12 protein-coding genes are annotated in these 12952 nt (G+C 71.7%); 5 read left to right on the forward strand and 7 right to left on the reverse strand.

Annotated features, from left to right (window positions below):
- Positions 1-26 precede the first annotated feature (26 nt).
- A complete protein-coding gene (locus BM142_RS10570) occupies positions 27-446 on the reverse strand; it encodes a hypothetical protein (protein ID WP_175527217.1) in 420 nt (139 codons plus the stop codon).
- A 155-nt stretch (positions 447-601) separates the two neighbouring features.
- Here BM142_RS10570 and BM142_RS10575 point away from each other — a divergent pair, with 155 nt between their 5' ends.
- A complete protein-coding gene (locus BM142_RS10575) occupies positions 602-2782 on the forward strand; it encodes an NACHT domain-containing protein (protein WP_092197303.1) in 2181 nt (726 codons plus the stop codon).
- A 52-nt stretch (positions 2783-2834) separates the two neighbouring features.
- Here the strand turns inward: BM142_RS10575 and BM142_RS10580 are convergent, their stop codons facing one another.
- The 4 genes from BM142_RS10580 to BM142_RS10595 form a co-directional block, all read right to left on the reverse strand.
- On the reverse strand, positions 2835-3668 hold the full coding sequence (locus tag BM142_RS10580) for an ABC-2 transporter permease (protein ID WP_092197306.1): 834 nt from the start codon (positions 3666-3668) through the stop codon (positions 2835-2837).
- Positions 3665-4600, reverse strand: a complete 936-nt coding sequence (locus BM142_RS10585) for an ABC transporter ATP-binding protein (RefSeq protein ID WP_092197309.1) — start codon at positions 4598-4600, stop codon at positions 3665-3667. The genes BM142_RS10580 and BM142_RS10585 overlap by 4 nt, the downstream gene beginning before the upstream one ends.
- 116 nt (positions 4601-4716) lie before the next feature.
- Positions 4717-5817, reverse strand: coding sequence for an FAD-dependent oxidoreductase (locus tag BM142_RS10590; protein ID WP_092197885.1), 1101 nt, complete (start codon positions 5815-5817; stop codon positions 4717-4719).
- Complete coding sequence (locus tag BM142_RS10595) at positions 5807-7027, reverse strand: MFS transporter (RefSeq protein WP_175527218.1); 1221 nt, start codon at positions 7025-7027, stop codon at positions 5807-5809. Before BM142_RS10595 ends, BM142_RS10590 begins: the two co-directional genes overlap by 11 nt.
- 106 nt (positions 7028-7133) lie before the next feature.
- On the opposite strand from BM142_RS10595, the gene BM142_RS10600 reads away from it, so the two are divergent.
- A complete protein-coding gene (locus BM142_RS10600; protein WP_092197891.1) occupies positions 7134-7520 on the forward strand; it encodes a DUF6394 family protein in 387 nt (128 codons plus the stop codon).
- Positions 7521-7532: 12 nt separating this feature from the next.
- Positions 7533-9335, forward strand: coding sequence for a potassium channel family protein (locus tag BM142_RS10605; RefSeq protein ID WP_175527219.1), 1803 nt, complete (start codon positions 7533-7535; stop codon positions 9333-9335).
- Between the two features lie 6 nt (positions 9336-9341).
- Here BM142_RS10605 and BM142_RS10610 read toward each other — a convergent pair whose 3' ends face one another.
- Positions 9342-9581, reverse strand: a complete 240-nt coding sequence (locus BM142_RS10610) for a hypothetical protein (RefSeq protein ID WP_139228843.1) — start codon at positions 9579-9581, stop codon at positions 9342-9344.
- A 427-nt stretch (positions 9582-10008) separates the two neighbouring features.
- Between BM142_RS10610 and BM142_RS10615 the strand changes: the two genes are divergently transcribed.
- Together BM142_RS10615 and BM142_RS10620 are read left to right on the forward strand one after the other, a co-directional pair.
- Entirely contained in the window at positions 10009-11022 is a 1014-nt protein-coding gene (locus BM142_RS10615; RefSeq protein WP_254790759.1) for a tyrosine-type recombinase/integrase, read from the forward strand.
- Positions 11023-11465: 443 nt separating this feature from the next.
- Positions 11466-11681 carry a helix-turn-helix transcriptional regulator gene (locus tag BM142_RS10620; RefSeq protein WP_254790761.1) on the forward strand — a complete coding sequence of 72 codons (216 nt, stop codon included), beginning with the start codon at positions 11466-11468 and terminating at the stop codon, positions 11679-11681.
- Positions 11682-12057: 376 nt separating this feature from the next.
- On the opposite strand, the gene BM142_RS10625 is transcribed toward BM142_RS10620, so the two are convergent.
- Complete coding sequence (locus BM142_RS10625; protein WP_254790763.1) at positions 12058-12951, reverse strand: site-specific integrase; 894 nt, start codon at positions 12949-12951, stop codon at positions 12058-12060.
- Position 12952 lies beyond the last annotated feature (1 nt).

Here is a 12952-nt window from a genome sequence, read left to right on the forward strand (position 1 = left end):
CCGCGCCGCGCCGGCCGGACCGGCGGTCAGCCGGGGACGTGCCCCGCCGGGTCGGTGTCCCGGTTCTCGGCCGCGGCGCGGGCGGCCGTCCAGGCCTGGTCCGCGGCCGAGACGCGCTCGGTGATCGCCTGCTGCGAACGGAGCAGCAGGATCTCCTCACCGGCCCGGCGCAGCCAGGTCCGGAGGCCCTCGGGGTCGCTGCGGTGCGCGTCGCGCAGCGCACCCAGCCGGAGCTGGCGGGTGTTGGCCTGCGCGCGCTGCGCGGGGGGCAGTGACCGCGCCTCGGCACGGGCGACGGCGGTCAGGCCGGCGCCCAGGAACACCAGGTCGCGCACCTCGGAAAGGCTCCCGAGCAACGCGTCGGCGGCCGGCTCGTCGGCGGAGAGGAGCGTTAGGAGCTGGTCGGCGCGCCGGGCCCCGACGGCCAGCGGATCGAGAGAGTTCACGGCCCCACTGTGCCCGACGGCGGAGCGGCGACCCGGCGCCCCAGGTGCCGGCGGGGCACGATGTTCTGCCTGAGGGCCGGACTGGCGCCGACGTTCGACTGCGGGGGATCGTGGGGAAAGATGTTGCTCTGGCAGCGGCTGCAGTGGTCATTGGAGTGGTCGCGTTCCTGCTGACGCGAACCGTCGGTCTCGAGGCTGCTGACCGCTGGGCCAGCGTCATCGGAGCCACCGCCGCTGTCATGGTGGCAATCTTCGGGCTCCTTAGCCGTTGGTTCGCTCACCGTTCGGCCACGGTGACGACTGTCGACCGCGACGCTGCCCGGGACGACGTCCTTGGCGTGGTGCACGCGCGGCGCGTGCAGCTCCAGTCAAGGCTCGTCGACCTGAGCTCACCGCTGCCGGTGCCGTGGTCCCTGGCTAGCAGTCCGGATCAGGAACAGGGGAACGATGCCTACCTGCCGTCCCAGGGTGTCGTGAAGGACCTAGCGGAGGCGTTGGCGACCGACCCTCCTCGTGGGCTCGTAATCCTGGGCGACCGAGGTGCCGGTAAGAGCACCGTGGCGGATCTGGCGCTGATCCGCGCGGACGCTCGCTCGGAGGGCGGGATTTCGCCGAAGCCGGTGCCATTCCGGATCCACATAAGCTCCTGGGATCCGCGGGAGGATCTCGTCTCCTGGGCGGGTCGCCAGATCCGGTACGCCTGCAGCCAGGCAGATGTCGAGGTGCGCGGCGGTGCACGGGTGATCCGGTCGCTCATCGAACGCGGCGATATTCTCCTGGTCCTCGACGGATTCGACGAGTTCCCCGAGACGTATGGACACGTCGCGTTGGAACGGATCAGGACGGCGGGGCTCAAGAGCTTCATCCTTCTCAGTCGGCCGGACGCGTATTTTCGCGCTGGCTCCGGACTGGATCTAGTCGCGGACGTGGTCGTGCTGGGCCCGTTGAGCAGGCAGGCAGCGAGTCACGAACTCAGTCGGGGAACCGCTCCTCATGGTGCGGAGCTGTGGCCCGCGGTTGCGCACCGTGTTCTGACAGAACCTGAGTCGGTGGTCGGGACCGTGCTGCGCTGGCCACTCTTCCTTTGGTTGGCCGTCCGTTTGCGCTCGGAGGGACTACCTCCACCACTCGCCCTCGAGAACAACAGCTATGCGCCGGAGGCCGTGGAAGGCGCCCTGCTCGAAGGTATGGTCATCGCGGCGTACGGCCACGGCTTCCGCGGTCGATCGGCGAGTGACCTGCTCCGGGCCCGGCGCTACTTCCGGACGCTCAGCAAGGCGATGGCCGCTCGGGGACGGGAGGACTTCGTCTGGTGGGACCTCGAGGCGGTGATCCCGTGGGGGATTCAGGCGGCAGTCGGCGGCTCGCTCACGTATGCGTTCGTGCACATTTGCCTCGAACGTGGGCTCGGCTGGAATGCCGGGGCGTCCACGCTCGCCTTGCTCGCCACGCTGATCCTGGCCAGCACGGCCGCTTCTCGTGCTCCTCGGGGCAGCCGCTGGCGGGGGCCGGTGTGGCGGGTAGCGATGGCGACGGCCTTCGCGGTTCCCGTCGTGTCGGTCCTCGAAGGTGGCGGGCCCGTTTGGAACCGGCTCGTACAGGGCTTCTGGATCGGACTGGCGGCTGCACTGCTGCTCCTGCTGCTCGCCTCGGTTGCCAGCGTCGCCTCCGATGACTGGCGCCCCGCGGCTCGATGGCTGGCGGGTAGAGGGGCGCCTGGGACACCTCGTGGTGTCGGCTGGCATTTCACCTTCCCGAAAGTGGTGGTTCCCGCCGTTCTGGGACTGTTGCTCGACGCGTTGACGACTGAGGCCTCCGCCTGGGGCTGGGGGTTGGCAATGTTCGCGTTGGTGACCGTCCTGGGGTCGGCGGCAGCGTGCTTTGGCAGGCCGGTTTCGATCGCGCCGTCGGATCGGCCCGCCACAGCGGTGAGGTCGAATCTCCTTTTCGCCTTCGTGGCCAGTCTGCTTTGGTGCACCGCGTTCCTCGCGCCGACGCTCCTCTTTTCGATGTCGCAAGCATGGTCGTCGGGTCGTTCCTTCGCGTGGCCGGAGGAGATGGGGGTCGGCTTGCCGCCATGGTTGGTCGGCATTGTCATTGCCCTGGTGATCTTCATCGGGCTGGGAGCGCTCTGCTCCGTGGTCGGTTTGACGGTCTGCAGCGCTGGCCGGTTCCTTGTCGCGGGGTCGGTCCTGGCCCTGGTGGGCCGGTGGCCTTGGCCGACTGCGACCTTCCGCTTCCTCCGGACCGCCCACACGCGCGGAATCCTCAGGCAGGTCGGTCCCGCCCACACCTTCGCGCATGTGGCTTTCCGCGAGACCGTCGCTGGCCCCTGACCGCGCCACAGTGCCCCGGCCGCGCGGCCGGGGCAAAGGGCGGGGTCGCCGGTCAGGCGTCGCGGCGCCGGAAGGTGAGGTACCCGACCAGCAGGACCGCCGCGACCTCGCCGGCGAACACCGCGAAACCGACCCACGGGTCGAGCAGGTTAGGGTTGAACGACACCGGCGCGGCGACGGCGGACCCGGCGTTGCCCGGCATGAGCTTGCCGGCCCACTCGCCCCAGGCGTCGGGCAGCAGGAACACCATGTTGCCGACGACGAAGACCAGCGCGAGGACGGCCGACAGCGCTGCCGCGGTGTGCCGGACGAGGAGCCCCACGCCGGCCGCGAGCAGGCCCAGCCCCGCCATGTAGAGGCCGCTGCCGATCATCGAGCGGAGCACCCCGTCGTCGCTCAGGGCGATGCCGATGCCCTCGTTCTCGAAGAACCAGTTGCCCCCGAAGTACCCGGCGAACGCGGTGACGGTGCCGGCGACGAACAGCGTCCCGGCGAGCACGAGCCCCTTGGCGGCGAGGACCGCACCGCGGCGCGGCGTCGCGGCCAGCGTCGCCCGGATCATGCCGGTGCCGTACTCGCTCGTGACGGCCAGCGTGCCGAGCACGACCGCGGTGATCTGGGCGAAGGTCATGCCGAAGGTGATGAACGAGCCGGGGTTCTCGTCGGCCCCGCTGCTGGCCAGCCACTCGGCGTTGGTCGCGCAGAGCAGCACGGTCAGGCCCGCGCCGAGGACGAACAGCATCACGGTCGCCCACATGGTGGAGCGGACGGTCCAGAACTTGATCCACTCGGCCTGCAGCGTCTGGCCGAAGCCGGGCCGGCGGGTGCCGGGCACGTTGCGCCTCGGGTCGAGGTCGACGGTCTGCGAGAGCTCGGTGACGGTCATGCGGGGATCCCGGCGGTCGTGGTGGCAGCGGAGGAGTGGGCGGAGTACTCCACGCTGTCGGCGGTCAAGGTCATGAAGGCGTCCTCGAGGGAGGACCGGACGAGGGTGAGCTCGTGGAGGAGCAGGCCGCTCTTCCCCACCAGCTCACCGATGGCGGCGGCGTCCAGCCCCTGGACCCGGAGCTCCTCGTCGTGGACGGCGACCTCCAGCCCCTGACGGAGCAGCAGACCGGCGACCTCGCCGCGCTGCGGGCTGGCCACCCGCACGTAGGAGGTGGCGTGCTCGGCGATGAACTGCGTCATCGAGCAGTCGGCCAGGATCCGGCCCCGGCCGACGACGACGAGGTGGTCGGCGGTCAGCGCCATCTCCGACATCAGGTGGCTCGAGATGAACACCGTCCGCCCCTGGGCAGCCAGCTCGCGGGCCAGGTTCCGGACCCAGCGGATGCCCTCGGGGTCCAGGCCGTTGACCGGCTCGTCGAGGACGACGACCGGCGGGTCGCCCAGCAGCGCGACGGCGATGCCGAGCCGCTGGCCCATGCCGAGGGAGAACTTGCCGACCCGCTTGTCCGCCACGGCGGTCAGGCCCACCAGGTCGAGCACCTCGTCGACCCGCGCCCGGGGGATGCCGTTGCTGGCGGCCATCCAGCGCAGGTGGTCGCGGGCCGAGCGGCCCGGGTGCAGGGCCCGCGCCTCGAGCAGCGCACCGACCTCGCGCAGCGGCGCGGGGTAGTCGGCGTAGCGGCGGCCGTTGACGGTGGCGCTGCCGGAGGTGGGCCGGTCGAGGCCGAGGAGCATCCGCATCGTCGTCGACTTGCCGGCGCCGTTGGGGCCGAGGAAGCCGGTGACCCGGCCGGGCTCGACGGTGAACGTGATCCCGTCGACGGCGGGCTTGGCGCCGTAGATCTTGGTCAGTCCGCGGGCGACGATCATCGGATCGGCCCGTCGGCGTGCGCTGGAGGAGTCATGACAGGAACCCTGTCGGCCGGGCCCGTCCCGGTACATCGGGGAGCGCCCTGAACGAACCCTGAACGGACCCCGACCGGCGTTCAGGCGGTGCGGGGGCGTTCCCCCTGGTCGCGCAGCAGCCGCCGCAGCGCCCGGGCCGCGGCCTGCCCCGCCCGGTTGGCGCCGATCGTGCTCGCCGACGGGCCGTAGCCGACCAGGTGGACGCGCGGCTCGCCGGCCACCTGCGTGCCGTCCATGCGGATGCCGCCGCCGGGTGCGCGCAGCCGCAACGGGGCCAGGTGCTGCACGGCGGCCCGGAAGCCGGTGGCCCAGAGGATCGCGTCGGCGGGCTGGAACCGGCCCTCGTCGCCGTCCCCGGAGTCCCAGGCCACCCCGTCCTCGGTCAGGCGGTCGAACATCGGCAGCCGCGCGAAGACCCCGCGGGCGCGCCCCTCCCGGATGTAGGGGGTGGACACCAGCAGCCCGGTGAGGCCGACGACGCTGCCGGGGCTGCGTCCCTCGCGCACCGCCGCCTCGACCTTCGCGACCACCTCGCGGCCGACGTCCTCGTCGAAGGGGCCCTCCCGCCAGACCGGCGGCCGGCGGGTCACCCAGGTCGTCGACGCGACCGTGGAGATCTCGCCGAGCAGCTGGGTGGCCGAGGCGCCACCGCCGACGACGACGACGTGCCGGCCGGCGAACTCGGCGGGGTCGCGGTAGTCCACGGTGTGCAGCTGGCGGCCGCGGAAGAGCTCCTGCCCGGGGTAGCGGGGCACGAAGGGACGGGTCCAGGTGCCGGTGGCGTTGACGATCGCGCGCGCCGTCCAGTCGCCGGCATCGGTCTCCACGCGGAAGCGGTCCCCGGCGGCGCGGTGGACGGCGCGCACCCGGACGGGGCGGTGGACGGGCAGGTCGAAGTGCCGCTCGTACTCGGCGAAGTAGGCGGGGACCGACGCCACGGCGGGGGTCGTCGCCTCCGGCTGCTCGAACGGGAGGCCGGGGAGGTCGTGGACGCGGTGCGTCGTCGCCAGGGTGAGCGACGGCCAGCGGTGCTGCCACGCGCCGCCCGGGGCGTCGTCGGCGTCGAGGACGACGAAGCCGCTGCCCGGGTCGAATCCCTGCCGCGCCAGCGCCCACGCCGTCGACAACCCGGCCTGCCCGCCGCCGATGACGACGACGTCGACGTCCCGGTCAGCCCTCACGGTGGCGTGAACGCCGGGGCCGCGCCGCGGCTTCCCGGGGCCGGACGACGCGGCGCAGCTCCAGCCACAGCCAGCCGGCCAGGGCCGCCGGGACCGCGACGAAGGCGGCGAGCGCGGGCACGGAGCCGAACGTGGACCCCAGCCAGGCCAGCAGCAGCGGCGTGCCGAAGCCGATGTAGGCGAAGGCGTAGAAGGCGCTGTTCATCGCGCCCCGGGTGGCCGGCGGCGCCAGCCGGGCGGTGAGCGTGAGCCCGGCGGTCAGGCACAGACCACCGCCGGCCCCCAGCAGCACCGCGGCGGGCAGCAGGAACGGCTCGGACCCCAGGACGACGGCGACCACCCCGACGGCCTGGCCGGCCGCGCCGAGGGCCATGCCCAGGGGCGCTCCGCGGTCCACGCTGCGTCCCACGCGGGCGGCGACCGCGCTGGCGCCCAGGGCGAGCCCGCCCAGGAGGCCGGCGTACGCGACGCCGACGCCGTCCGGGACCACGAGCAGCGGCAGCAGGGTCGCCGCGACCGCCGGGAAGGCGAACACCCCCAGCGCCGTGGGAGCCAGCAGCGCGCGGAACGGCCGCCGGGCCTCCGGCGGGAGCCCGAGGTGCATCAGCCGGGCCGGCCGGCGCTCGTGCACGGTCTCGGGGACCAGCCCCAGCGCGGCCAGCCCGGCCACCAGGACGGCGACGTGCACCAGGTAGGGCAGCGCGGTCGGCGCCGGGCCGTACTGGGCCAGCACCCCGCTCATGGCCGGGGCGATCGCGAAGCCGAGGGACGTCGACACCGCACCGCGGGTGGCCGCCGACTGCTGGCGGTCCGGGCCGGCGAGCTCCTGCAGCCAGGCGTTCGCGACCGAGAACACCACGCCGGACACCGCGCCCTGCAGCAGCCGGCCGGCGTAGAGGAGCGGCAGGCTCTCCGCGGCGGGGATGAACAGCAGGGACACCAGCCCGGCGACGATCCCGAACGGCAGGACGAGCGCCCGCCGGCCGAACCGGTCCGACGCGGCGCCGGAGACGCTGAGGGCCAGGATCAGCCCGATCGCGTAGCAGCCGAAGATGGCGGTGAGCTCGGCCTCGGAGAGGTCCAGCGTGTCCTGGTAGACCAGCAGCAGCGGCGTGGGCACGTTGGTGCCCAGGGCCACCGAGAACAGGGCGAAGGTCAGGGCGTCCAGTTGACGCCGGGCGGGGTCCCGGCGAGCCGTCGCCGTCCGCACCGGGGGCACGCTACCGGCCCGGGCGGCGCAGGTCGACGCGTCGCTCCGGGCGCGGAATCCGGGTCGCCGGGCCAAGATCGACGGCAGACCGGCGACGGGAGGGCGCGTGAACCTGGAGAAGGTGGTCTTCGGGTTCTTCGTCGTGCTCGCCGCCACGCTGAACTTCGGGTTCTTCCTGGGCGACATGGACGACCCCAACATGCACGACCGCTACGAGCTGTTCGCGGCCGTGGTGGTCAACCTGATCGCCACGGTGCTGAAGTTCGGGGACCGGACCCAGGTCGGTGCGGTCCACCTGGCCACCAGCCTGGTCGCCGACCTGCAGCTGATCGCCGCCTCGCTGGTGCTCGGCTACGCGCTGTACGTCTCCACCGAGGGGCTGACGGCCGGGGCCATGTCCAGCGTCGTCTCGCTGTCCGGGGGCGCGCTGCTGGCCAACATCATCTCCGTCGTGCTGCTCGTGGTGGAGACGGTCTCCTTCCACCGCGGCTGACCGGGGCGCGCCGTGGGCAACCCGCTGCTGGTCTTCTGGAAGAACATCTTCGGTCAGGACGCCGACGACCGGCGGATCCGCCGGTCCGCCCTCCGCGTCGCCGCCCGCTCGGCCGCGCAGGCCTCGGCCGCGATCTTCCTGATCCTGCGGCGGATGCGGGCCCCGCTGATCGTGCTGATCGTCATCTTCTCCGTCAGCGTCCTCGGCCTGACCCTCATCCCGGGGCGGGACGCCGACGGCGATCCGGTCCGGATGGGCTTCTTCGACGCCTTCTACTTCATGAGCTACACGGCGACGACGATCGGCTTCGGGGAGATCCCGCACACGTTCACCTACAACCAGCGGATGTGGGTGACCATCACGATCTACCTCTCGGTGATCGCCGGGGCCTACGCCATCGGCTCCCTCCTGGCGCTCGTCCAGGACCGGGCCTTCCGCTCGGCGCTGGCGCTGCAGCACTTCCGCCGGAAGGTCGGGCGGCTGCGGGAGCCGTTCCTCCTGATCGCCGGCTACGGCCGGACCGGCGAGCTGCTCGGCCACTCCTTCGACGCGCTCGGCCGGCGGTTCGTCGTCCTCGACCACGACCCCGAGCGCATCGACGGCCTGGAGCTGGACTCCTACCACGCCGACGTGCCGGGCCTGACCGCCGACGCCCGCGACCCCGGGCACCTCGCCGTCGCCGGGCTCGGGCACTCCTGCTGCGAGGCGGTCGTGGCGCTCACCGACGACGAGGAGGCCAACCTCACGATCGTCATGGCCGCCGCCCTGCTGCGCCCGGAGCTGCCGGTCATCGCCCGGGTCACGTCGCGGGCGATCGCCGAACGGATGCAGGAGTTCGGCGACCCGAGCACCGTCAACGCCTTCGACCGGTTCGGCGACCACCTGCGTCTCGCACTGCGGGCCCCGGCCTCCTACCAGCTGATGACCTGGCTGGAGAGCGGTCCGGGCGCGGCGCTGCCGGAGCGCGGGGTGCCTCCGCGCAGCGGTCGCTGGATCGTCTGCGGCTACGGCCGGCTCGGGCGGGAGCTGACCGCCGACCTCCGCGCCGAGGGCCTCGAGGTCACCGTCATCGAGTCCGGGGGCGCGCCGGTCGAGGACGACGCCGACGTGCTCGTGGCCGACGGCTCCGATCCCGAGGTGCTGGCCCTGGCGGACGTCGAGCACGCGGTCGGGCTGGTCGCCGGCACCGACAACGACACCACCAACCTCTCGCTCGTGGCCGCGGCGCGACGCAGCAACCCCCGGCTCTTCCTCGCCGCCCGCCAGAACCACACGGCCAGCGCCCCGCTGTTCGCCGCGATGAAGGTCCACGCGCTGCTCGTGCCCGCCGAGGTGATCGCCCACGAGGTGTACGCGCAGCTGTCCACCCCGCTGCTGTGGCGCTTCCTCCGCCAGCTCCCGGCCAAGGAGGACGCGTGGGCGGCCGACATCGTCGACCGGCTGACGTCGCTGTGCGGTTCGCACCTCCAGACGCTGTGGAAGGTCCGCCTCACCGCGCAGGAGGCGCCGGCGCTGGAGTCGTGGCTGGCGTCGGGGGAGGCGCGGCTGGGCGACCTCCTGCGCAACCCGGAGAACCGGGACGAGCCGTTGCACGCGATGGCGCTCCTGGTGCTGCAGGCGGGAGAGGCCGCGCTCGCCCCGGACGCCGACCACGTGCTGCGCCCGGGCGACGAGCTGCTCCTCGCCGGCCGGGCGGTGGCCCGGCGGGCGCTGGACCGGACCCTCGTCGTGGACGGCGTCCTCGAGTACGTCGTCACCGGGCGACGGGTGCCGGCCAGCTGGATCTGGCGCCGGCTGTCGCGGTCGGGCCGGTGAGCCCGGTCATGCGGGGGTGCCGTGCAGCGAGATCATCCGGTCGATGACCTCGTGCCAGGCCGCCTGCACGCCCGCCGGCTGGTCGCTGACCAGCGAGGCCACGGCTGCGGCCGTGCTCCGGCCCTCGCTGACGACGGCGGCGAAACCCAGTCGGAAGAGGAGGTCCCGGATCAGGTCGAGGCCGAGGCCGGCGTCGACCAGGGGACGGATGATCCATTCGTGCTGCTGCGGTGACATCGGACCCACGCAGCCTCTTCGCGTGCAGGGTCGGATCCGGATGCCCGGAACGACGGAGCGGCCCGATCCTGGTGGATCGGGCCGCTCCGCTGCTGGTGCGCCATCAGGGACTCGAACCCCGAACCCGCTGATTAAGAGTCCCAGCATTTGGACGGCATTGAACTTCGATGGCAGGTTCGTGAAAGTGCAGGTAAGAAGCGTACTGGCCGTTTGGCGGCGTTGATCATCATCGGACGATGTTGGTAGTTTTCTATGGGTAAACTATGGCTGAGGGCCGTAAACTATGGGCGCTGAGAGCGCTTCCGTGGCGCGACTTCACCTCAGGAGGCCCTTCGTGGGACGACCGCACCTGGAGCTCGGGACGCACGGCCGCGTCCGGATCTATCGGCAGCCCTCGGGATACCGGGCGACATGTCTCTTCCGGGACTGGGACGGGGTGACTCGGCAGATCGAGCGACAGGCCACGACCAAGGGCGCCGCCGAGCGGGCCTTGGCCGTGGCGCTACGAGATCGCGGGCGGTCGGGGGGTGCCTTCGGGATTACGCTGGAGACCAAGGTCGCCGACGTCGCGGAGAAGTGGTTCAGCGAGCTTGAGGGCAAGAGCCCGTCGACCATGCAGGCCTACCGCGATCGGCTCGACCGCCAGGTGCTGCCCGCGTTGGGCGGCGTGCGATTGCGGGAGGTCACCGTCGGGCTGTTGGATCGTCACCTCACGACCGTCAGAGCAACCCATGGCCCGGCACTGGCCAAGATGACGAAGTCCGTCCTCAGCGGCATCTGCTCACTGGCCTGTCGCCACGACGCGTTGCAGTCCAATCCCTGCCGGGACGTGGCCCGTATTCCCAGCAGCCCACGGCATACGCCTCGCTCGCTTACGGTGGTCGAGGTCAAGGCCGTGCGGGCGTGGCTCAGCGGGGATGCGAGGGCGAGTGAACGAGACTTGCCGGAGCTGGTGGCGTTCATGGTGGCCACGGGCCTGCGCATCGGCGAAGCCTGTGCCATCACCTGGTCCGACGTCGACCTCGACGCCAGCACCGTGACAGTCAGCGGGACGGTGCTCCGCGTCAAGGGTCAGGGACTGGTCATCAGTCGACCCAAGTCGGCAGCGGGGGAGCGGGTGCTCGAACTGCCCAGCTGGTGTGTCGAGATGTTGCGACGGCGCGAGGCCTCGACCGGGCCGGTCTTCCCCGCGCCGCGGAGTCGAAAGCTTCGCGATCCCAGCAACACCCGCCGGGCCCTCCGCGAGGCCTTTCTTCAGATGGGAATGCCGGGGGTCACGTCCCACGCCTTCCGCAAGACCGTGGCCACGCTCATGGACGAGGCTGGCCTGTCCGCAAGGAGCGCGGCCGACCAGTTGGGGCACGCCAAGCCGTCGATTACGCAAGACGTCTACTACGGGCGCAAGCGGCGAGCCACGGGAGCGGCGCAGGTTCTCGAACAGTTGGCCTGAGACGGTCGTCCGCTTGCTGTTGAACGGGTTGCGATGCGCAAGCCATGACCGGCGTGCCCAACCGACGCCGTTATTCGGCCGCTGAGCCCGCCGCGAGCGGCCGTGAGGCTTGATGCGCTGCGCGAGCAGGCCCGCGGCGGCTGCTGACGTATGACGCCGGGCGAGCGCGCTGGCGCACTGCGCGAACGCTCCGGAGGAGCACACAGGCCGGAGCCCGGCGCCGCTCGAAGCTGTTGACAGCATCCTCCGGTTTTTCTCCTGTTTGCGTGAAATCGCGAGCCCGGGAGTGGCACACAGCGCCCTAGAGAGAGCCGAACGCGACTGGAGAAAGACAGGAGAAGTGCCGGCAGGCTCGGCATGCGAGGCCGAAGCACGCGCGGTCCGCGTTGCTTCCAGGTCGCCTTCGACGACACCCCGCTGCGACTGCATGGAGGGCCTTGGCTGTGAACGATGAGATCGCACCGATCGTGGCGGCGGAGCTGCTCACCCTCAACGAGGCAGCCGCCATTCTCCGAGCTCCAGTCGCCACGCTGCGCTACTGGCGGCATCTGGGTGTCGGGCCGGACGGCTTTCGCCTGGGTCGACGTGTGGTGTACCGGCGGCAGGACGTGGACCGCTGGGTGGCTGAGCAACAGCACGCGCAGGCCTTGGGCCGATAGCCACTCTTGCCCGGCCGTAATCCGGAGGGGGGCACCCTCAACGAAGTAGCTCCGCTTCCGCGGCGGAGAGCGCAGCGGGCGGAACATGGCTAGTCCCTGCCAAGCTCCTCCGGGATGGCGAAGGGACGGTCGCGAGGACTGCCACAACCGGGGGACGCCGAGTACCCGGTGTTTCCCGTGCGCACCGAGCAGTCCGGACCTCGACGGTCTGGGGCTCGGTGACGTCGTCGAAGAAAGTGCAGCACCCAAGACGGCGCGCGCTCGCGGGACAGGGGCAGCGCTTGCCGAACTTCGTTCCTTGACCGCATGTGTCGCCTGGGGATCGTCCCCGAATCGGTCGGGGGAAGATCCACCACAGCCTCGGTGGAGCGCGCCATTACTGCTCGTCGTCCGTGCCCGCCGCGTGGCCACACCAGGCCGAACGGGACCGGCAGCGTCCGCGTCCAGCGGGGCCGATCCAGGAAGTGTGGCCGGCGGCCTCGATGCCGGGTGCGACGACCTCGTCCCCATCGAACCGGGCCGCCGCGCCGCGTCCCAGTTCGCCGCCGACGCCTGGATCTATCGTCAGGGCATGCGCGTGGGCTCCCCGAAGAACTGCGCTTAGATGCACTGGACATTGGGATGCCGCGCGGACCCGAGGGCTTTTGAGCCGCGGGTTGAGGGTTCGATCCCCTCGGGGCCCACCGTCTTCACCGGGGCGTTTGTCTCTCGCTGGTTCGTCGGCGAGGGGTCGCGCCCACACGGCGCACACACGCGTCTCCGCGGCGGCCCGCGTTGCGGCGTCCATGCGGTCCGCGAGCGCCGTGAGGTCGTCGAAGAGGCCGGAGTAGACGTCCAGCGTCATGGCCGCCGAGGCGTGGCCCAGCATCCGCTGGACACTCTTGACGGTGGCACCGCTGGCCACTGCGAGCGAGGCGGCGGTGTGCCGGAGGTCGTGGGGCGTGACGTTGGCCAGACCAGCCGCCCGTGAGGCCGGGTCGAAGACGGCCCGACGCCAGTTCCTCAGTCGGAGCACCGTCCCGCTGGCCGTGGTCATGAGCAGGTCCTCGCCGTGCTTGCCCTCGCAGCGCCGGGCCAGCAGCTCGGCCAGTGCCGCGGGAAGGGGCACAGTCCGCTGTTGATGAGTCTTCGGCGTACCGAACTCCAGCCGGCCGCCAACCTCGGTGACGGCCTCTGCGATGGTGAGCCTCCGCCGCAGGAAGTCGATGCGGCGGATGCGCAGGGCGGCCATCTCGCCGAAGCGCAGCCCGGTGTACGCCAGCAGCCGCACC

The organism is Blastococcus tunisiensis, from assembly GCF_900112815.1.
GTDB classification, from domain to species: Bacteria; Actinomycetota; Actinomycetes; order Mycobacteriales; family Geodermatophilaceae; genus Blastococcus_B; species Blastococcus_B tunisiensis.